Source organism: Arthrobacter sp. GCM10027362, from assembly GCF_042679445.1.
In the GTDB taxonomy this organism is placed as follows: Bacteria; Actinomycetota; Actinomycetes; order Actinomycetales; family Micrococcaceae; genus Crystallibacter.
Window position 1 is genome coordinate 1 of sequence record NZ_JBHTML010000064.1, and the last position, 20405, is coordinate 20405.

A 20405-nucleotide genomic window follows, 5' to 3' on the forward strand; every position below is an offset into this window, starting at 1 on the left:
GGGCGCCGCGGCGAACGGCGCGGCGCCGGGCGGATGCTGCCCGTCCGCGGGCCTTCCGGGCTGCCGGCTGCGGCCGATCAGCCAAATGATCAGGAAAATGACGGCCGCCACCCACAGCAGGGCCCAGAGCGCGCCATCGAATTCCCCGTCCAGGCCGAACATGCCGAAGGGGCGGTTGAACAGGCCCAGTGCCGTGACGACCAGCGCGCCGGTCATGCCGGAGCTCCAGTGCCCGCGTCCGGCCTCCTCGGCGTGGATCCGGCCATCCGGCTCCGGCAGCAGGGCCCAGGCCACGCCGTAGACCAGGACGCCGACGCCGCCGAAGATGGCGAGCAGGATGAACAGGCCGCGGACCAGGATGGGGTCCAGCCCGGTCCGCCGGGCGATGCCGGAGGCCACGCCGCCGATCCACCTGTCCTCGCCGCGGCCGATGCCCAGGTTGCGCACCCAGGCGAAGAAGCTGTTGCCGGCCGGCGGGCGGGTTCCGGGATTCTGCGGGGTTCCGGGGTCCTGCGGCGACGGTCCGGCAGCTTGCCCTGAAGGATTGCCTGGGGGATTGGCAGGAGGTTCGGAAGTCATGTCTTGATCCTTCCAAGCCGGCCTGCCGCTTTCCATGGGGGCCTACCCTGAAGCGTCCCTGAACGGAGCCCTGAAACGGCCGTGCGCGGTGCCCGCAGCCATGCGGGGCGTGCTTGGATTAACCCATGCGTGAACCTTTGGTCCGGTCCCATGACCGCGTGGTCGCGGGCGTGTGTGCCGGCCTGGCCCGGCACCTGGGCATCTCCGCGGCGGCCTGCCGGATCGGCATGGTCGCGCTGTCGCTGGCCGGCGGTGCCGGCGTGCTGCTGTACGTCTGGCTCTGGCTTCTGGTCCCGACCGCGGATGAATACGCGCGCAACGGGGCGCGCAGCTTCAACCCGCGCAGGCTTGGCGTTCCCAGGGGCCTGCAGCAGGGTTCCTCCCGCGGCTCCGGCCGCGCTGCCGGCGCCGGCTTCCCCCGGGAACCCGTGTTCCGGCCCGGCATCCGGGAGATCGCAGCCGGTGCGGCACTGCTGCTGGCCGCGGCCGCCGTCGTCCTGCAGATGGCCGGAATCGGTGTGCCGTGGGGCACCTGGCTGCCCCTGCTGGCGATCGCAGGCGGGGCCGGCATCGCCTGGATGCAGCTTGACGATGCGCGCCGGACGGACCTGATGGACCGCGCCGGCGCCACCGGTGCCCGGGGGGCGGTCCGGCTGGCGGCCGGTCTGGTGCTCGTCGTCGTCGGCATTTTCACCCTGGTCTCCGGCACGGACAGCTTCGAGCTGATGTGGCAGACGCTGCTGGCCTCGCTGGCGGTGCTGGCCGGGGTGCTGCTGGTGCTGGCGCCGTGGGTGCTGAAGTACTGGCGGGATCTGGAAGCCGAACGCAGCGGGCGCATCCGGGAGCAGGAACGGGCCGAAATCGCCGCGCACCTGCACGACTCGGTGCTGCAGACGCTGGCGCTGATCCAGAACCGGGCCGGCAGCGAGCAGGACGTGATGCGGCTGGCCCGGGCGCAGGAGCGCCAGCTGCGCGAATGGCTCTACCGGGATTCCCGCACCCGGCGCGGCAACCTGGTGGACCGGATCAAGGAAACGGCCGCGGGGATCGAGGATGCCTACGGGCACCCGGTCGACGTCGTCGCGGTCGGGGATACCGCCATGACGGAGCGGCACGAGGCCCTGGTGCAGGCCACCCGGGAGGCGGTGCAGAATGCGGCCAAGCACGCCGGCGGCCCCATCTCGGTCTATGTCGAGGCCGGCCCCGCGCGCAGCGAGGTGTTCGTCCGGGACCGCGGCCCCGGCTTCGAGCTGCAGGAGGTCCCGGCGGACCGGCTGGGCGTGCGCGAATCCCTGATCGGCCGGATGGAGCGCCACGGCGGCACCGCCCGGATCCGCAACACCGGCAACGGCACCGAGGTCCAGCTCAGCCTGGAACACGTGGAGGAAGGAACCGCATCATGACCGGACCCATCAGCATCGTGGTGGTGGACGACCACGCCATCTTCCGTTCCGGGCTCAAGGCGGACCTGGACGCGCGGATGCAGGTGGTGGGCGAGGCCGCCACGGTGGACGAGGCCATCAGGGTCATCCACGAGCACCGCCCGGCGGTGGTGCTGCTGGATGTCCACCTGCCCGGGGGCCGCGGCGGCGGCGGCGCGGAGGTGGTCAGCGGGTGCGCGGACCTGCTGGCCGCCACCCGGTTCCTGGCCCTGAGCGTGTCCGACTCGGCCGAGGACGTGGTGTCGGTGATCCGGGCCGGTGCCCGCGGCTATGTCACCAAGACGGTCTCCGGTGCGGAGATTTCCGACGCCGTGGTCCGGGTGGCCGGCGGCGACGCGGCGTTCTCGCCCCGCCTGGCCGGCTTTGTGCTGGATGCCTTCGGCACCGCGGCGGTGGCGTCCGTGGATGACGAGCTGGACAAGCTCTCGGCCCGGGAGCTGGAGGTGATGCGCCTGATCGCCCGCGGCTACAGCTACAAGGAAGTGGCCAAGGAGCTGTTCATCTCCATCAAGACGGTGGAAACCCATGTCTCCGCGGTGCTGCGCAAGCTCCAGCTCTCGTCCCGGCACGAGCTAACCCGGTGGGCCGTGGACCGCCGGATCCTGTAGGGACGGTTTGCGGTTCCCCGCGCGGCCGACTCCCACCGCCCGCAGGAGATGCCGCGGGCGGTGGGACGCAGGCCGGTTTGCCTACTTGGCGGCGCCGAGGAACTCCTGCAGGCGCCCGACGCCGGTGGCCAGGTCCTCGTCGCCCAGCGCATAGGAGAGGCGGATGTAGCCGGACGGGCCGAAGGCTTCGCCGGGGACGACGGCGACCTCCACCGTGTCCAGGATCAGTGCCGCCAGTTCGGCCGAGGTGGCCGGGGATACCGTCCCGTCGGCGGTGGGGAATTTTTTGCCCAGCAGGCTGCGGACGTCCGCGTACGCGTAGAAGGCGCCCTTCGGTGTCGGGCAGTCCACGCCCTCGATGGCGTTGAGCGCGGTGACCATGGCCTTGCGGCGGCGGTCGAAGGCCACCTTCATCTCGTCCACCGCGGTCAGCGGCCCGGAGACGGCGGCCAGCGCCGCCATCTGCGAAACATTGGCCACATTCGAGGTGGCGTGGGACTGCAGGTTGGTGGCCGCCTTGATGACATCCTGCGGGCCGATCATCCAGCCCACGCGCCAGCCGGTCATGGCGTAGGTCTTGGCCACGCCGTTGAGGATGACCACCTTGTCGCCCAGCTCGGGCACCGCGGTGGCAATGGAGGTGAACGGCATGCCGTCGTAGGTCAGGTGCTCGTAGATCTCGTCGGTGACCACCCACAGGTCCCTGGACGCGGCCCACTGCCCGATTTCGCGCACCTGCTCCGGGGAGTACACCGCCCCGGTGGGGTTGGAGGGGGAAACGAAGAGCAGGATCTTGGTCCGCTCGGTCAGCGCGGCTTCCAGCTGCTCCACGGTGGCCAGGTAGCCCTGCTCGGGGCCGGCGAAGACCTCCACCGGCACGCCGCCGGCCAGCCGGATCGCCTCCGGGTAGGTGGTCCAGAACGGGGTCGGCAGCAGCACCTCGTCGCCCGGATCCAGCAGGGTCGCGAAGGATTCGTACACCGCCTGCTTGCCGCCGTTGGTGATCAGGACCTGGGCCGGATCCACTTGGTACCCGGAGTCCCGCAGCGTCTTGGCCGCGACGGCCTGCTTCAGCTCGGGCAGTCCGCCGGCGGGGGAGTAGCGGTGGAACTTCGGCTGGCGCGCGGCTTCGACGGCCGCCTCCACGATGTAGTCGGGCGTGGGGAAGTCCGGCTCCCCGGCGCCGAAGCCGATCACGGGGCGCCCGGCGGCCTTCAGGGCCTTGGCCTTGGCGTCCACGGCCAAGGTGGCCGATTCGGCGATGGAAGCGATCCGCTGCGAAATGCGCGCTTGGGCAGGCATGGGAGTCCCGTCTGTGAAGTGGAGCGTGGTCAGGATTCAGTCTAGCGATTGGGGCCCGGCCCGCCGCAGAAATGGTGCATAATGGAGCGTCGCCGCACGGAGGGATCCGCGGGCGGCGGAAGCAGACGGAGGTCCGGTTCGACGTCGGGGGCCAACTTGGCGTACACTTGATCTCCGGTGCTGAAACACCATGCTGGACCGTGCCTGTGACGGGCCGGCGGCATCCATAGGGTAGTGGCGCAATTGGTAGCGCAGCGGTCTCCAAAACCGCAGGTTGCAGGTTCGAGTCCTGTCTGCCCTGCGCATAACCGTCTTGAGTGCGGTAGAGCAGCAGAAGTGCGATCGGCATAAGGCGCCGGCCGGGCAATGAAGCGGGCAGGCCCCGGCGGTAAGCGTCCGGCGGCTGCCATGACCAGATGAGTGAGGCACAGGTTGACCGAGACGGCCGCCAGCAGCTCCAAGGGGAGCCCCTCGGGCAGGCAATCCGGTAAGCGCGGATTCTTCGCCGGCATCGTCCTCTTCATCCGCCAAGTCATTGCCGAGCTGAAGAAGGTCGTTACCCCCACCCGCAGGGAACTGCTGAACTACACGCTCGTGGTGATCGGCTTCGTGATTGTCATGATGCTGATCGTGACGGTACTGGATCTGGTGTTCGGTCAGGGTGCATTCTTCATTTTCGGTGACGGTGCGCCTGAACAGTAGCGCCCATTGCTTGGCGTGCCGGCTGCCCGCGGGCCGCGCGAATCAACAGAGCTGAAGAAGAAAGCAGGAAGCGAAGTGTCCGACCAGGAACTCGAAGCCCGGAATCCCGAAGACAATCCGGATCTGGAAGCCGAGGAGCAGGTTGCTGGGACCGGTGCCGACCAGGCACCGGCTTTCGCCGTTGCAGCAGAGCCCGACGCCGCCGGCGACGCTGACACCGCGGTCGAGTCCGACGCCGACGAGGCGACCATCGCCGCCGGGGCCGGCGGGGAGGCGGCGGCCGCCGCCGTGCCGGAGGAAGCCGAGCCTGCCGTCGAGGAGGATCCGGTCGAGGCGTTCCGGAAGAAGCTGCGCCGCCAGCCCGGCGACTGGTACGTCATCCATTCCTATGCCGGCTACGAAAACCGTGTGAAGGCCAACCTGGAGACCCGCATCCAGACGCTGGACATGGAGGACTACATCTACGAGATCCAGGTCCCCATGGAAGAGGTCGTGGAGATCAAGAACACCACGCGCAAGATCGTCAACCGGGTGCGCATCCCGGGCTACGTGCTGGTCCGCATGGATTTGACCGACGCTTCCTGGGGCGCCGTCCGCCATACCCCGGGCGTCACCGGCTTTGTCGGCAACGCACACAACCCGATCCCGCTGCGCCTGGACGAGGTGTTCTCCATGCTGCAGCACACCGTGGCTGCCCCGGCGGCCGCCGGCAAGCCCGCCAAGGCCGCCGCTGCCGCCCCGGTGTCGGTGGACTTCGAGGTCGGCGAGTCCGTCACCGTCAACGACGGCCCGTTCGAGACCCTGCCGGCGACGATCTCCGAGATCAAGCCCGAATCCCAGCAGCTGGTGGTCCTGGTGACCATCTTCGAGCGCGAGACTCCGGTGACCCTCTCCTTCAACCAGGTCACCAAGATCCAGTAGCCGCCCGTGCCATGAGAATTCGCGCAGACCGGTGACGCTTTAGCCGGGACTGTGCGGGCGGCCGCCACGCCATGGCGGCCAACCGCCGCAGGTACGCTCCTGTGCCCGCGGTACGCATTTGAGAGAAGGACCCGATATGGCCCCCAAGAAAAAGGTCACCGGCCTCATCAAGCTCCAGATCCAGGCAGGCGCCGCCAACCCGGCCCCGCCGATCGGCCCGGCGCTTGGTCAGCACGGTGTCAACATCATGGAATTCTGCAAGGCGTACAACGCCGCCACGGAAGCCCAGCGCGGCAACGTGATCCCGGTGGAGATCACGGTCTACGAAGACCGTTCCTTCACCTTCGTCACCAAGACGCCCCCGGCCGCCGAGCTGATCAAGAAGGCTGCCGGCGTGCAGAAGGGCTCGGCCACGCCGCACACCGTCAAGGTTGCCAAGCTGACCCAGGCCCAGGTCGAGGAGATCGCCAGCACCAAGCTGGAAGACCTCAACGCCAACGACATCAAGGCTGCGGCCAAGATCATCGCCGGCACCGCCCGCTCCATGGGCATCACCGTCGAATAGCGGGGAACTCGCGGACGGCGGGCCCGGGGAACGGGGCACCCGCCGGCAGCAAGCACCGCAGCTGTTCGACAATGCAGCACCGCCGAGGGCTGATTACCCGCGGCAAGACAACGCAAGAGAAAACCAAATAACGACGGCGTGCACCGCCACCGAAGGTGGCAGCCGGCGTCGTTGTGGCAGGGCCGGGCGCGGTCCGCAGACCACAACTGCACAAGGAGAAAAAGCAGATGGCAAAGCGCAGCAAAGCATATAGGGCGGCTGAAGCCAGGATCGAGGCGGACAAGCAGTACGCCCCGGCCGAGGCAGTGGCCCTGGCGAAGGAGATCAATCCTTCCAAGTTCGATGCGACCGTCGAGGTGGCCTTCCGCCTGGGCGTCGATCCCCGCAAGGCGGACCAGATGGTCCGCGGCACCGTCAACCTGCCGCACGGCACGGGCAAGACCGCCCGGGTCCTGGTCTTCGCCACCGGCGACAAGGCCGAAGCCGCCATCAACGCCGGCGCCGACTTCGTGGGCTCCGATGACCTGATCGAGAAGATCCAGGGCGGCTGGACCGACTTCGACGCCGCCGTGGCCACCCCTGACCTGATGGGCAAGGTCGGCCGCCTGGGCAAGATCCTGGGCCCGCGCAACCTGATGCCGAACCCGAAGACCGGCACGGTGACCGCCGATGTCGCCAAGGCCGTCACGGACATCAAGGGCGGCAAGATCGACTTCCGCGTCGACAAGCACGCCAACCTCCACTTCATCATCGGCAAGGTTTCCTTCGACGCCAACAAGCTGGCCGAGAACTACGCCGCCGCACTGGAGGAAGTCCTGCGCCTGAAGCCGTCGGCTTCCAAGGGCCGCTACATCCAGAAGGCAACCGTTTCCACCACCTTCGGCCCGGGCATCTCCGTGGATCCGAACGTGACCAAGGTTCTCATCGAGAGCTAAGGGACCGGGCCTGCCCACCGGGCAGCCGCCACCGGCAACGGCCGCAGCATTGCGCTGCGGCCGTTGCCGTTTTTTGCCCCTCCCGCGGCCGGGCCGCCGGGCGTACCCTGTGAGCTACAGTAGCGGTCGAGCAGGGGGACACAGGCCATGTCCGGTAATTTATCCGCCCACCCGGGGTCCGGCCCCGGGCAGCGCAGGGGCTTGAGCCGCAGGCAGTTCGCCGCAGCGGGGGCGTGGACGGCCGCCGGCGTGGCCGCCGGGGCGCTGGCCGGACCGGCCGCGCCGGCCTTCGGCGCAGCCGTGCTCAACCGCGTGTACACCATCACGGCCCGCGAGCGCGCGCGGATCACCGACATGCCCAAGCACGAGTTCCGCGCCTTCTGGCTCTCCACCGTGCTCAATATCGACTGGCCGTCCCGGCCGGGGCTGTCCGCATCCGTCCAGCAGGCCGAGCTGCGCGGCTGGCTGGACCTGGCCCGGAGCCTGAACTTCAATGCGGTGCTGCTGCAGGTGCGGCCCGCCGGGGACGTCTTCTGGCCCTCGAAGCGGGGCGAACCGTGGTCGCGCTACCTGACCGGCGTGCAGGGCGGGAACCCCGGCTATGACCCGCTGGGCTACGCCGTCGCCCAGGCCCACGCGCGGAACCTGCAGCTGCACGTGTGGTTCAACCCCTTCCGGGCCGGCATGGCCGAACCCCTGACGGACCTGATCTCCTGGCATCCGGCCCGCCGGAACCCCGCCTGGTCCTTCCCGTACGGCGGGCGGCGGTACTACAACCCCGGCCTGCCGGCCGTGCGCGGCTTTATTATCGGCGTGGTCAACGAGGTGGTTGCCGGCTACGACGTCGACGGCGTGCACCTGGACGACTACTTCTACCCGTACCCGGTGGCGGGGCGGGCCATCCCGGACTCGGCCGCCTACCAGGCCTACCGCACGCCGGGGGAGGCGCTGGCGGACTTCCGCCGGCGCAGCGTCAACCTCTTTGTCCGGGACCTGTCCGCCCGCATCCGGGCCACCAAGCCCCGGCTGGTCTTCGGGATTTCGCCGTTCGGCATCTGGCGCAACCGCGCCACGGACAGCCGCGGCTCGGCGAGTTCCGGCTTCCAGGCCTATGACGGCATTTATGCGGACTCGCGCCAGTGGGTGAAGCAGAACTGGGTCGACTACATCGCGCCCCAGCTGTACTGGCATCAGGGCTTTGCCGCGGCCGACTACAACGTGCTGGTGGACTGGTGGGCCGGGCAGGTGGCCGGCACCAACGTCCGGCTCTACATCGGCGAGGCCGCCTACAAGGTGGGGGACCCGGCCCAGGGCGCTGCCTGGCAGCAGGCCAGGCAGCTGTACAACCACACCGCCAAGTGCCGCGCCACCGCGGCGGTGAAGGGACAGGTCTATTTCTCCGCCACGTCGGTGCGCGCCAACAAGCTCGGGGCCATCACGCAGGTGAAGAACAAGTACTACCGGCGGGTGGCGATGACCCCGGTCATGTCCCAGCGCGGCGCCGGGCGACCCTACACGCCCGTCATCGCCAGCGCCCGGTGGAACGGCACCGGCGTCGAACTGGTGTGGCGGGGCGCCACGACCGGAACCGTGCCGCGGCATTTCGCCGTGTACCGGTGGGAATCCAGCGGCGCGGCGATGGCGTACATTCCCTCGCAGGCCGGCGCCCTGCGGCAGGTGCACCGGCGGCGGGGCAATCCGGAGCGCTTCGTCGATACCGGGGCGGTGCGCGGCCGGACCTACTGGTACGTGGTCGTGGCGCTGAGCGACACCATGGTGGAATCCTCCGGGGCCTCGGCCATCTTTATCCGGGCCTGAACCCCGGCGGGCCGGGGGCATCCGCCATTCACCGGGAAGTTCCCGGAGCCCCGGGGCGGGGACCATGCCGCGACCGGAGGTTCTCCCCGGGGCAACGCGCGGTTTTGCCTGTGGCGGTGCCGTCCCGTAAGCTTGAAGTACCAAAGACCGCCGGTCGTTGAGTTTCTTCCCGAAAATCAACCGAAAGTCCCGTGCCCGGGACGGCCTGCGCAGGTGAACGAAGCAACTTCGGTGCGCGCGCATGCGCCTGCCGGATTCCGCCCCGTGCATCTGCCCGGGGCGTTTTTTATTGCACGCGGCCGGACACGCCGGCACTATTCCCCGGAAGGAGGGTTATGGCAACGCCAAACAAGGTGGCAGCGGTTACCGAGATCACCACTGATTTCAAGGAATCCAACGCTGCAGTCCTAACCGAATACCGCGGGCTTACCGTTGCACAGCTCAAGGAGCTGCGTGTTTCTCTTGGCCAGGACACCAAGTTCTCGGTCGTGAAGAACACCCTGACGGGCATTGCGGCCAAGGAAGCCGGCATCGACGCGTTCGACGGCCAGCTTGCCGGACCGACTGCAATCGCCTTCATCAAGGGTGACGCCGTTGCAGCAGCCAAGTCCCTGACGGATTTCGCAAAGTCCAACCCGCAGCTGATCATCAAGACCGGTTTCTTCGAGGGCAGGTCCCTGGACGCTTCCGGTGTTGCGGAGCTGGCCGCTCTCGAGTCCCGCGAGTTCCAGCTGGCCCGTGTGGCCGGTGTCCTCAAGGCTCCGATGTCCGCCCTGGCCCGCACTGTCGACGCCCTGCGCATCAAGCTCGAGGAGAACGGCGGCGAGGCTCCGGCCGAAGAAGCTCCCGCCGCAGAGGCGGCCGAGGCCCCGGCCGAGGCTGCTACCGAAGAGGCCTGATCCTCTTCTCCACCCCCAACTCCCGGTGCTCGTCCGGCAGCCCTGAACGGCCCGGACGGCACCACCCGAAAAGGAAGGACGCCATCATGGCGAAGCTCACCAACGAAGAGCTCATCGAAGCTTTCAAGGAACTGACCATCATCGAGCTCTCCGACTTCGTGAAGCTCTTCGAGGAGACCTTCGACGTCACCGCTGCTGCCGTTGCCGTGGCCGGTCCGGCCGCCGGTGGCGCTGCCGAGGCCGCCGCCGAGGAGAAGACCGAATTCGACGTCATCCTCGAAGCTGCCGGCGACAAGAAGATCGCAGTGATCAAGGAAGTCCGCGCGCTGACCTCCCTGGGCCTGAAGGAAGCCAAGGACCTGGTCGACGGCGCTCCGAAGGCTGTCCTCGAAGGCGCCAACAAGGAAGCCGCCGAGAAGGCCAAGGAAGTTCTCGAGGCTGCCGGCGCCACCGTCACCCTCAAGTAAGACCTCCTGCTTTACCGCAAAGGGCCCCGCACGCGAGTGCGGGGCCCTTTCGTGTCTCCGCACCGGCTGACGCCGGATTCGCCTCGGAACGGGAATACCCTGCGGGACTTCCTGCCGCGTCTTCCCGTTCCGGGCGGCACTACTCCGGATCGCTGATGTCCGCCACGACGGCCCCGAGGGCGGCGATCAGTTCGTCGGCGGCCACGAAGGCCGAGTAGCCGTGGTCGCCGGCGCCCAGCGAAATCCGCCGGCCGGCGATGCCGGCGTCCGCGTACACGGGCCAGGCGGTGGTGCTGCCCACCGGGGTGATGGTGCCGCGCCGGTAGCCGGTGGCCTCGAAGGCCACCTCCGCCGTCGGCAGCGAGAGTTTGTTGACGTTCAGCAGGGCGCGCAGCTTCGGCCAGGAAATCTGCCGGCCGCCGGGAACCAGCGCGAACAGGAAGGACCCGTCCTTGTGCCTGACCACCAGGGACTTCACGATGTCTTCCGGGCCGATGCCCAGCAGCTGCGCCGCCTCGTGCAGGCCGCGCGCCCGGGGCCGTTCGGCCACCTCGATCTGCAGCCCGAGGCGGCGGGCGCCGGCCAGGAACCGCTGCAATCCCGCCGCCTGCGGCCCCGTGCCGTCCCTGCCCGTGTCCGTCCCCATGGTGTGTTCAAGGACTCGAAGGCCGCAGGTATTCCGCCGGCCCGGGAACCGGGCCGGCGGCTGCGGAACCTTCAGTCGCGGGAGAGCAGCAGTGCTTCGCCCTGGCCGCCGCCGCCGCACAGGGCCACGGCCGCCCTTCCGGTGCCGCGGCGCTTGAGCTCGTAGGCGGCATGCAGCGCCAGCCTGGCCCCGGAGGCCCCGATCGGATGGCCCAGCGCGATGGCCCCGCCGTGGAGGTTGCACTTGGCCAGCGGGTAGTCCAGGTCCTTCAGCGACTGCACCGCCACGGCGCCGAAGGCTTCGTTGATCTCGATGAAGTCCAGCTCGGCCACGGTCCAGCCGGCGCGTTTGAGCGCCTGGTTGATGGCGTTGGAGGGCTGGGACTGCAGCGACGTGTCCGGCCCGGCCACCTGCCCCGGCTTGCCGACGACGGCGAGCCACGGCAGCCCGTTGTCCTCGGCGAAGCCCCGGGTCGCCAGGACCAGGGCGGCGGCGCCGTCGGACAGCGGCGACGAATTGCCGGCGGTGATCGTTCCGTCCGCGGCGAAGGCAGGGCGCAGCGGCGCCAGCGTGTCCACGGTGGTCTGCGGCCGGATGCCTTCATCCTCGGCCACCTGCAGGTCCGGGCCCTTGCGCTGCGAGACCGCCACCGGGACGATCTCCTCGGCCAGGATGCCGGCCCCGGTGGCGACGGCGGCGCTCGCCGGCGACGCCGCGGCCACCTCGTCCTGCGCGCTGCGGCCGATCTTCAGCTCGGTGTTCCGCCGCTCGGTGGAGGCGCCCATGGATTCGTGGTCGAAGGCGTCGGTCAGCCCGTCGTGGGCGACGGAGTCCAGCGCGGTGATGTTCCCGTAGGTCCAGCCCTGCCGGGAGCCGGGCAGCAGGTGCGGGCCGTTGGTCATGGACTCCTGCCCGCCGGCAATCACCACCTCGGCCTCGCCGCAGCGGATCAGCCGGGCGGCGTCCGTGACGGCGGCCAGGCCGGAGAGGCAGACCTTGTTGACGGTCACGGTGGGCACATCCCAGCCCAGTCCCGCTCCGATGGAGGCCTGCCGGGCCGGATTCTGGCCCGCGCCGGCCTGGACCACATGCCCCATGATGACGGCGTCGACCTGGTCCGGGCTAATGCCCGAGCGGTCGATCGCCGCGGCGATGGCCTTGGATCCCAGCTGGACCGCGGAGAAGGCGGCCAGCTGGCCGTTCAGCCGGCCGGTGGGGGTGCGGGCCCCGCCGAGGATCACCACATCGTCGCGGCTGGCCCCGTTCGCCCGGTCCTCCCGGTTGCCCGGGGCCGGCGCCAGGTTCTGTGTCATCTGGAATCCCGCTCGCTTTCGTCGTTGATGCTGTTGCTGGGTGCGGGCCGGACTTCGCCCGCGTACAGGTTACCGGCGCGGCGTGCCCGGCGTCACATCAAGACATAACGCATGGTGCCGGCGAAATGATCCCGCCGCCCCGCAGGTCCGGGCGTGTAGGATGAAGGGTGTTGCCGGCGGGCCGGTACCGGGGAGACGGGATCCGCGACACGCCTGCGGCAGGCCCGGAGGAAATTGGGGCTTGCCGAATCGGGGGAGAAGGCGCTATTGTGCCCGCTACTGGACAATATTGGTCGGACGGGATAATCTTGTTATTTGCGTCTTCCCTCTTAACCTTCGGCCTTCATATAGCGGTGGGCTCTGCCACGCCTTCCTGTATTTAACGGGAATTCGGGCGGGCATGGATCATATAGCGGATCCACCAGGTTGGACCGGTGCCCCGCGGCACCGGCGGTGCGGAAGCGCAGGACAAGCCTGAAGGTCTGTGGAAGGATCCCTCTTGGTCGCCTCGAGCACCTCTAATACTGATACCGCTAACAGCCTGCTTGACGCGTCGTCCAACGACGGCGCAGCCCGCAGGATCTCATTCGCCAAGATTCACGAACCGCTGGACGTTCCGAATCTCCTCGCCCTTCAGACCGACAGCTTCGACTGGCTGGTTGGGAACGAGCGTTGGAAGGCGCGGGTCGCGAAGGCTCTGGAGGAGGGCCGCCAGGGCGTGGCCACCACTTCCGGCCTCGCGGACATCTTCGAAGAGATCTCCCCGATCGAGGACTTCCAGGGCACCATGTCCCTGAGCTTCTCCGATCCGGAGTTCGCGGACCCGAAGTACACCATGGCCGAATGCAAGGACCGCGACGCCACGTACGCCGCTCCGCTGTATGTCAAGGCCGAGTTCATGAACAACAACACGGGCGAGATCAAGCAGCAGACCGTGTTCATGGGCGACTTCCCGCTGATGACCGAGAAGGGCACCTTCGTCATCAACGGCACCGAGCGCGTGGTCGTGTCCCAGCTGGTCCGGTCCCCGGGCGCCTACTTCGAGCGCACTGCGGACAAGACCAGCGACAAGGACATCTTCACCGCCAAGATCATTCCTTCCCGCGGCGCGTGGTTCGAGCTCGAGATCGACAAGCGCGACCAGGTCGGCGTGCGCCTGGACCGCAAGCGCAAGCAGTCCGTCACCGTGCTGCTCAAGGCCCTGGGCTGGACCGAGGGCCAGATCCTGGAGACCTTCGGCGAGTACGACTCCATCCGCGCCACCTTGGAGAAGGACACCACCGAGACCCAGGAAGACGCGCTCCTGGACATCTACCGCAAGCTGCGTCCGGGCGAGCCGCCGACGGTCGAGGCCGCGCAGGCGCTGCTGGACAACCTGTACTTCAACCCGAAGCGCTACGACCTGGCCAAGGTCGGCCGGTACAAGATCAACCGCAAGCTGGGCATCGACAAGTCCCTGGACGACGCCGACGCCTCGGTGCTGAACATTGACGACATCGTCGCGATGATCAAGTTCCTGGTTGCCCTGCATGCCGGCGAGAAGACCATCATGGGCCGGCGCGACGGGCAGGATCACGAGATCCGCGTCGAGATCGACGACATCGACCACTTCGGCAACCGCCGCATCCGCGCCGTGGGCGAACTGATCGAGAACCAGGTCCGCACCGGCCTGTCCCGCATGGAACGCGTGGTGCGCGAGCGGATGACCACCCAGGACGTGGAGGCGATCACGCCGCAGACCCTGATCAACATCCGCCCGGTGGTGGCAGCGATCAAGGAGTTCTTCGGAACCTCCCAGCTGTCCCAGTTCATGGACCAGAACAACCCGCTGGCCGGCCTGACCCACAAGCGCCGCCTCTCCGCGCTGGGCCCCGGCGGCCTGTCCCGCGACCGCGCGGGCATGGAGGTCCGCGACGTGCACCCGTCGCACTACGGCCGCATGTGCCCGATCGAGACCCCGGAAGGCCCGAACATCGGCCTGATCGGGTCGCTGGCCTCCTACGGCCGGATCAACGCCTTCGGGTTCATCGAGACGCCGTACCGGAAGGTGATCGACGGCGTCGTCACGGACCAGATCGACTACCTGACCGCCGACGACGAGATCGAGTGCGTGATCGCCCAGGCGAACGCGCCGCTGGACGCGGACAACCACTTCGTCGAGGAACTCGTGCTCAGCCGCGAGCGCGGCGGCGGCGGCGAGCCGGTGCTGACCCCGGCCGACGAGGTCGACTATATGGACGTGTCCCCGCGCCAGATGGTGTCCGTGGCCACCGCCCTGATCCCGTTCCTCGAGCACGACGACGCCAACCGTGCGCTCATGGGTGCCAACATGCAGCGCCAGGCCGTGCCGCTGCTGCGTTCGGAGGCCCCGCTGGTCGGTACCGGCATGGAGCGCTACGCCGCGATCGACGCCGGCGACTCCGTGGTTGCCGCCAAGGCCGGGGTGGTCAGCGAGGTCTCGGCCGACCTGGTCACGACCCTGAACGACGACGGCACCGTCACGCACTATCCGATCATGAAGTTCGCCCGCTCCAACCAGGGCAACGCCTACAACCAGCGGGTGCTGGTCGCCGAGGGCCAGCGGCTCGAGGTCGGCAGCATCATCGCCGACGGCCCGTCCACGGACCAGGGCGAGCTGGCGCTGGGCAAGAACCTGCTGGTTGCGTTCATGTCCTGGGAAGGCCACAACTACGAGGATGCGATCATCCTGTCCCAGCGCGTCGTCTCGGACGACCTGCTGACCTCCATCCACATCGAGGAGCACGAGGTCGACGCCCGCGACACCAAGCTCGGTGCCGAGGAAATCACCCGCGACATCCCCAACGTGAGCGAGGAAGTGCTCTCCCAGCTGGACGAGCGCGGCATCATCCACATCGGTGCCGAGGTCGAGGCCGGGGACATCCTGGTCGGCCGCGTGACCCCGAAGGGCGAAACCGAGCTGACCCCGGAGGAGCGCCTGCTGCGCGCCATCTTCGGCGAGAAGTCCCGCGAAGTGCGCGACACGTCCCTGAAGGTTCCGCACGGCGAGTCCGGAACCGTCATCGGCGTGCGCATCTTCGACCGCGACAACGACGACGAGCTGCCCCCGGGCGTGAACCAACTGGTCCGCGTCTATGTGGCCCAGAAGCGCAAGATCACCGACGGCGACAAGCTCGCCGGCCGCCACGGCAACAAGGGCGTCATTTCCAAGATCCTGCCGATCGAGGACATGCCCTTCCTCGAGGACGGCACCCCGGTGGACATCGTGCTGAACCCGCTGGGCGTCCCGGGCCGTATGAACGTGGGCCAGGTGCTGGAAATCCACCTCGGCTGGGCCGCCAAGCAGGGCTGGAACATCGAAGGCGACCCGGAGTGGGTCAAGAACCTGCCCAACCTGCCGCGCCTGACCGGCCCGACGACCGTTGCCACCCCGGTGTTCGACGGCGCCAGCGAGAACGAGATCACCAACCTCCTGGATGCGACCAACCCGACCCGCGACGGCGAGCGGCTGATCGGCTCCTCCGGCAAGGCCCGGCTGTTCGACGGCCGCTCCGGCGAGCCGTTCCCGGACCCGGTCTCGGTGGGCTACATGTACATCCTGAAGCTGCACCACCTGGTGGACGACAAGATCCACGCGCGCTCTACCGGCCCGTACTCGATGATCACCCAGCAGCCGCTGGGCGGTAAGGCGCAGTTCGGCGGCCAGCGCTTCGGCGAAATGGAAGTGTGGGCCCTGGAGGCCTACGGCGCGGCGTACACCCTGCAGGAACTGCTGACCATCAAGTCCGACGACATCCACGGCCGCGTGAAGGTCTACGAGGCGATCGTCAAGGGCGAGAACATTCCGGAGCCCGGTGTTCCGGAGTCCTTCAAGGTCTTGATCAAGGAAATGCAGTCGCTGTGCCTGAACGTGGAAGTGCTCTCCACGGACGGCACCACGATCGAAATGCGTGACTCGGATGATGAAGTCTTCCGGGCCGCGGAAGAGCTGGGCATCGACCTCTCGCGGGCCGAGCCGAGTTCTGTCGAAGAGGTCTGAGGCCTGGGCCGGGCCGGCGTCCCGCGGACGCCGGCCCGGCAGCCGCGCCCTTCTTCCCGTAACCCGACGTAGACATTCAGATTTAGAGAACAAGAGAGAACAGGGACCAAATGTCCAGCGAATCCTCCTTCGGCCTCATGCGAATCGGCCTTGCCACCGCGGAAGAAATCCGCGACTGGTCTTACGGCGAGGTCAAGAAGCCGGAAACCATTAACTACCGCACGCTCAAGCCCGAGAAGGACGGCCTCTTCTGCGAGAAGATCTTCGGCCCCTCCCGGGACTGGGAATGCTACTGCGGCAAGTACAAGCGCGTGCGCTTCAAGGGCATCATCTGCGAGCGCTGCGGTGTCGAGGTCACCCGCGCCAAGGTCCGCCGCGAGCGCATGGGCCACATCGAGCTGGCCGCCCCGGTCACGCACATCTGGTACTTCAAGGGCGTTCCGTCCCGCCTGGGCTACCTGCTCGACCTGGCGCCGAAGGACCTGGAGAAGGTCATCTACTTCGCCGCGTACATGATCACCAGCGTGGACGAGCAGCGCCGCCACGAGGAACTGCCGAACCTGCAGGTCCAGCACGACCTGGAGAAGAAGCAGATGGCGGACCAGCGCGATGCCGACATCGCCGCCGTCGCCCGCGACCTCGAGGACGAGCTGGCCCGGCTCGAGGGCGAGGGTGCCAAGGCCGCCGACAAGAAGAAGGCCCGCGATTCGGCGGACCGGCAGATGGCCAACATCCGCAAGCGCGCGGATGCGGACATCGACCGCCTCGAGCAGGTCTGGGACCGCTTCAAGAACCTCAAGGTCGCCGACCTGGAGGGCGACGAGGGCCTGTACCGCGAGCTGCGCGACCGCTACGGGCTGTTCTTCGAGGGCTCCATGGGCGCCGAGGCGATCAAGAAGCGCCTCGAGAGCTTCGACATGGAGGCCGAGGCCGAGGCACTGCGCGATGTGATCAAGAACGGCAAGGGCCAGCGCAAGACCCGCGCCCTGAAGCGCCTGAAGGTGGTCAACGCGTTCCTGACCACCACCAACTCGCCGCTGGGCATGGTGCTGGACGCCGTCCCGGTGATCCCGCCGGAACTGCGCCCGATGGTCCAGCTCGACGGCGGCCGCTTCGCCACCTCGGACCTGAACGACCTGTACCGCCGCGTGATCAACCGCAACAACCGCCTGAAGCGGCTGCTGGACCTCGGCGCGCCGGAGATCATCGTCAACAACGAAAAGCGCATGCTGCAGGAAGCTGTGGACTCGCTCTTCGACAACGGCCGCCGCGGCCGTCCGGTCACCGGTCCGGGCAACCGTCCGCTGAAGTCCCTGTCCGACATGCTCAAGGGCAAGCAGGGCCGCTTCCGGCAGAACCTGCTGGGCAAGCGCGTGGACTACTCGGGCCGTTCGGTGATCGTCGTCGGCCCGCAGCTGAAGCTGCACCAGTGCGGCCTGCCCAAGCAGATGGCGCTGGAGCTGTTCAAGCCGTTCGTGATGAAGCGCCTGGTGGACCTGAACCACGCGCAGAACATCAAGAGCGCCAAGCGCATGGTCGAACGCTACCGCCCGCAGGTGTGGGATGTGCTCGAAGAGATCATCACCGAGCACCCGGTGCTGCTCAACCGCGCACCAACCCTGCACCGCCTGGGCATCCAGGCCTTCGAGCCGCAGCTGGTGGAAGGCAAGGCCCTGCAGCTGCACCCGCTGGTCTGCGGTGCGTTCAACGCCGACTTCGACGGCGACCAGATGGCCGTGCACCTGCCGCTGAGCCCCGAGGCCCAGGCCGAGGCACGCATCCTGATGCTCTCCTCGAACAACATCCTCAAGCCCTCGGACGGCCGGCCGGTGACCCTGCCTTCGCAGGACATGATCATCGGCCTGCACCACCTGACCACCAAGCGCGAGGGTGCCCTGGGCGAGGGCCGCGTGTTCTCGTCCCCGGCCGAGGCCATCATGGCCTTCGACGCCGGCGAGCTGCACCTGAACGCCGTGATCAAGATCCGCGTGCCCGGCTTCGTGCCGAGCGCCGACCAGCCGGCTCCGGAAGGCTGGGAAGCGGGCCAGCCGGCGCTGATCGAGACCTCCCTCGGCCAGGTGGTCTTCAACGAGACCCTGCCGGCGGACTATCCGTGGGTGGAGCGCGTGGCGGACAAGGGCCAGCTCTCGGCGATCGTCAACGACCTGGCCGAGCGCTACCCGAAGGTCGTCACCGCGGCGACGCTGGACAACCTCAAGGACGCCGGTTTCTACTGGGCAACCCGTTCGGGGGTGACCGTGGCGATCTCCGACATCGCCGCGCCGGCCGAGAAGGCCGCCATCATGGAGGGCTACGAAGCCCAGGCCGCCAAGGTGGAGTCCCAGTACGGCAAGGGCCTGATCGCCGACGAGGAACGGCGCCAGGAACTGATCGACATCTGGAACAAGGCGACCAACGAGGTTGCCGACGCGATGCGCAAGAACCTGACCGCCGGCAACACCATCAACCGCATGGTCTCCTCCGGGGCCCGCGGCAACTGGCTGCAGGTGCGGCAGATCGCCGGTATCCGCGGCCTGGTGGCCAACCCGAAGGGCGAAATCATCCCGCGTCCGATCAAGTCCTCCTACCGCGAGGGCCTGTCGGTGCTGGAGTACTTCATCGCCACCCACGGTGCCCGCAAGGGCCTGGCCGATACCGCGCTGCGTACCGCCAACTCGGGTTACCTGACCCGCCGCCTGGTGGATGTGTCGCAGGACGTCATCGTGCGCGAGGAGGACTGCGGCACCGAGCGCGGCCTGGTCACCCCGATTGCGGTGGCGGACGCCAACGGCGAACTGCGCCTGCATGAGGACGTGGAGAACTCGGCCTACGCCCGCACGCTGGCCACGGACGTGCTCGACTCCGAAGGCAACGTGCTGGCCGCGGCCGGTTCCGACGTCGGCGATGTGCTGATCAACAAGCTGTTCAACGCCGGCATCACCGAGATCAAGGTGCGCTCCGTGCTCACCTGCGAATCCGCCGTCGGAACCTGCGCCCTGTGCTACGGCCGCTCGCTGGCCACCGGCAAGCTGGTGGACATCGGCGAGGCCGTGGGCATCATCGCCGCCCAGTCCATCGGCGAGCCCGGTACCCAGCTGACCATGCGTACCTTCCACACCGGCGGCGTCGCCTCCGCGGAAGACATCACCCAGGGTCTGCCCCGTATCCAGGAGCTCTTCGAGGCCCGGACCCCCAAGGGTGTCGCCCCGCTGTCCGAGGTGGCCGGCCGGATCCGCATCGAGGACGGCGAGCGCCAGATGCGCGTCATCGTCACCCCCGACGACGGCTCCGAGGAGATCGCCTACCCGGTGCTGCGCCGTGCCCGCCTGCTGGTCGAGGACGGCCAGCACGTGGAGGTCGGCCAGCAGCTGGTCACCGGTGCCAAGGACCCGAAGCAGGTGCTGCGCATCCTCGGCCCGCGCCAGGCGCAGAAGTTCCTGGTGGACGAGGTCCAGGGCGTGTACCGCAGCCAGGGCGTCGGCATCCACGACAAGCACGTGGAGGTCATCGTCCGCCAGATGCTGCGCCGCGTCACCGTTATCGAGTCCGGCGAGACGGACCTGCTGCCGGGCGAACTGGCCGAACGCAGCCGCTTCCAGGCGGAGAACCGCAAGGCGGTCTCCGAGGGCAAGCAGCCGGCGAACGGCCGCGACGAGCTGATGGGCATCACCAAGGCCTCCCTGGCCACCGAGTCCTGGCTGTCCGCGGCCTCCTTCCAGGAGACCACCCGGGTGCTGACCCAGGCGGCGATGGAGGGCAAGAGCGACCCGCTGCTGGGCCTGAAGGAGAACGTCATCATCGGTAAGCTCATCCCGGCCGGTACCGGCCTGGACCGCTACAACAACATTGCGGTGGAGCCGACCGAGGAGGCGAAGGCCAACCTGTTCACCGGCCCGAGCGCGTTCAGCGACTTCGACTACCCGGGTGTCGACGGCGGCCTGTCGCCGGAGTTCCACGCCATCCCGCTGGATGACTACGACATCGGCAACGAATACCGCTAGAGAGTGGGGCCCTCGCGCCCCACTCCAGGGGTTCTGCGGAACCCGCTCCGGGTAACCAGGCGCCCCCTGCACCTTCGGGTGCAGGGGGCGCCTGCGTTGGGGCGGCCGCTGGCCCGGAGGCCGGCCGCGGCCTAGGATCATGCCATGGCCCGCGCCAGGCTGGACGCCTTCGCGGTGGCCCGGGACGCG

The 20405-nt window shown here is 68.3% G+C and carries 15 protein-coding genes and 1 tRNA gene; 12 read left to right on the forward strand and 4 right to left on the reverse strand.

Going from position 1 to position 20405, the window contains the following annotated elements:
- A partial coding sequence (locus ACFQ36_RS11175) for a PspC domain-containing protein (RefSeq protein ID WP_377013599.1) occupies window positions 1-579 on the reverse strand: 579 nt, incomplete at its 3' end.
- A 125-nt stretch (window positions 580-704) separates the two neighbouring features.
- Here ACFQ36_RS11175 and ACFQ36_RS11180 point away from each other — a divergent pair.
- Both ACFQ36_RS11180 and ACFQ36_RS11185 read left to right on the forward strand, forming a co-directional pair.
- A complete protein-coding gene (locus ACFQ36_RS11180) occupies window positions 705-1982 on the forward strand; it encodes a PspC domain-containing protein (protein ID WP_377013601.1) in 1278 nt (425 codons plus the stop codon).
- Window positions 1979-2629 (forward strand): LuxR C-terminal-related transcriptional regulator, encoded by a 651-nt coding sequence (locus ACFQ36_RS11185; RefSeq protein ID WP_377013603.1) that lies wholly within the window; start codon window positions 1979-1981, stop codon window positions 2627-2629. The genes ACFQ36_RS11180 and ACFQ36_RS11185 overlap by 4 nt, the downstream gene beginning before the upstream one ends.
- Window positions 2630-2710: 81 nt before the next feature.
- Here the strand turns inward: ACFQ36_RS11185 and ACFQ36_RS11190 are convergent, their stop codons facing one another.
- Window positions 2711-3931, reverse strand: a complete 1221-nt coding sequence (locus tag ACFQ36_RS11190; RefSeq protein WP_377013605.1) for a pyridoxal phosphate-dependent aminotransferase — start codon at window positions 3929-3931, stop codon at window positions 2711-2713.
- Between the two features lie 228 nt (window positions 3932-4159).
- Here ACFQ36_RS11190 and ACFQ36_RS11195 point away from each other — a divergent pair.
- From ACFQ36_RS11195 to rplL, 8 genes are all read left to right on the forward strand, one after another.
- Window positions 4160-4232 (forward strand) — tRNA-Trp (locus tag ACFQ36_RS11195).
- A gap of 131 nt (window positions 4233-4363) precedes the next feature.
- Window positions 4364-4633 carry a preprotein translocase subunit SecE gene (gene secE / locus ACFQ36_RS11200; RefSeq protein WP_377013607.1) on the forward strand — a complete coding sequence of 90 codons (270 nt, stop codon included), beginning with the start codon at window positions 4364-4366 and terminating at the stop codon, window positions 4631-4633.
- A 75-nt stretch (window positions 4634-4708) separates the two neighbouring features.
- Complete coding sequence (nusG, locus tag ACFQ36_RS11205; protein ID WP_377013609.1) at window positions 4709-5554, forward strand: transcription termination/antitermination protein NusG; 846 nt, start codon at window positions 4709-4711, stop codon at window positions 5552-5554.
- Between the two features lie 136 nt (window positions 5555-5690).
- A complete protein-coding gene (rplK, locus tag ACFQ36_RS11210) occupies window positions 5691-6119 on the forward strand; it encodes a 50S ribosomal protein L11 (protein ID WP_377013611.1) in 429 nt (142 codons plus the stop codon).
- A gap of 227 nt (window positions 6120-6346) precedes the next feature.
- Entirely contained in the window at window positions 6347-7054 is a 708-nt protein-coding gene (gene rplA, locus ACFQ36_RS11215; RefSeq protein ID WP_377013613.1) for a 50S ribosomal protein L1, read from the forward strand.
- A 201-nt stretch (window positions 7055-7255) separates the two neighbouring features.
- On the forward strand, window positions 7256-8872 hold the full coding sequence (locus ACFQ36_RS11220; protein ID WP_377013615.1) for a glycoside hydrolase family 10 protein: 1617 nt from the start codon (window positions 7256-7258) through the stop codon (window positions 8870-8872).
- 335 nt (window positions 8873-9207) lie between these two features.
- On the forward strand, window positions 9208-9771 hold the full coding sequence (gene rplJ, locus ACFQ36_RS11225; protein ID WP_377013617.1) for a 50S ribosomal protein L10: 564 nt from the start codon (window positions 9208-9210) through the stop codon (window positions 9769-9771).
- Between the two features lie 86 nt (window positions 9772-9857).
- Window positions 9858-10238 (forward strand): 50S ribosomal protein L7/L12, encoded by a 381-nt coding sequence (gene rplL, locus ACFQ36_RS11230; protein ID WP_377013619.1) that lies wholly within the window; start codon window positions 9858-9860, stop codon window positions 10236-10238.
- A gap of 139 nt (window positions 10239-10377) precedes the next feature.
- On the opposite strand, the gene ACFQ36_RS11235 is transcribed toward rplL, so the two are convergent.
- Window positions 10378-10884, reverse strand: coding sequence for an aminoacyl-tRNA deacylase (locus ACFQ36_RS11235; protein ID WP_377013621.1), 507 nt, complete (start codon window positions 10882-10884; stop codon window positions 10378-10380).
- Between the two features lie 71 nt (window positions 10885-10955).
- Complete coding sequence (locus ACFQ36_RS11240) at window positions 10956-12197, reverse strand: acetyl-CoA C-acetyltransferase (protein WP_377013623.1); 1242 nt, start codon at window positions 12195-12197, stop codon at window positions 10956-10958.
- Between the two features lie 499 nt (window positions 12198-12696).
- On the opposite strand from ACFQ36_RS11240, the gene rpoB reads away from it, so the two are divergent.
- Window positions 12697-16215, forward strand: coding sequence for a DNA-directed RNA polymerase subunit beta (rpoB, locus tag ACFQ36_RS11245; RefSeq protein ID WP_377013625.1), 3519 nt, complete (start codon window positions 12697-12699; stop codon window positions 16213-16215).
- Window positions 16216-16325: 110 nt separating this feature from the next.
- Window positions 16326-20216 (forward strand): DNA-directed RNA polymerase subunit beta', encoded by a 3891-nt coding sequence (locus ACFQ36_RS11250; RefSeq protein WP_377013626.1) that lies wholly within the window; start codon window positions 16326-16328, stop codon window positions 20214-20216.
- Window positions 20217-20405: the final 189 nt, after the last annotated feature.

Bases quoted from the DNA above. Each gene is read 5' to 3' on its own strand.
- rplJ (WP_377013617.1), top strand. From the start codon at position 9,208: ATGGCAACGCCAAACAAGGTGGCAGCGGTTACCGAGATCACCACTGAT.
- ACFQ36_RS11180 (WP_377013601.1), top strand. From the start codon at position 705: ATGCGTGAACCTTTGGTCCGGTCCCATGACCGCGTGGTCGCGGGCGTG.
- ACFQ36_RS11250 (WP_377013626.1), top strand. From the start codon at position 16,326: ATGTCCAGCGAATCCTCCTTCGGCCTCATGCGAATCGGCCTTGCCACC.
- ACFQ36_RS11190 (WP_377013605.1), bottom strand. From the start codon at position 3,931: ATGCCTGCCCAAGCGCGCATTTCGCAGCGGATCGCTTCCATCGCCGAA.
- ACFQ36_RS11235 (WP_377013621.1), bottom strand. From the start codon at position 10,884: ATGGGGACGGACACGGGCAGGGACGGCACGGGGCCGCAGGCGGCGGGA.
- rplL (WP_377013619.1), top strand. From the start codon at position 9,858: ATGGCGAAGCTCACCAACGAAGAGCTCATCGAAGCTTTCAAGGAACTG.
- rplK (WP_377013611.1), top strand. From the start codon at position 5,691: ATGGCCCCCAAGAAAAAGGTCACCGGCCTCATCAAGCTCCAGATCCAG.
- rplA (WP_377013613.1), top strand. From the start codon at position 6,347: ATGGCAAAGCGCAGCAAAGCATATAGGGCGGCTGAAGCCAGGATCGAG.
- ACFQ36_RS11240 (WP_377013623.1), bottom strand. From the start codon at position 12,197: ATGACACAGAACCTGGCGCCGGCCCCGGGCAACCGGGAGGACCGGGCG.
- ACFQ36_RS11185 (WP_377013603.1), top strand. From the start codon at position 1,979: ATGACCGGACCCATCAGCATCGTGGTGGTGGACGACCACGCCATCTTC.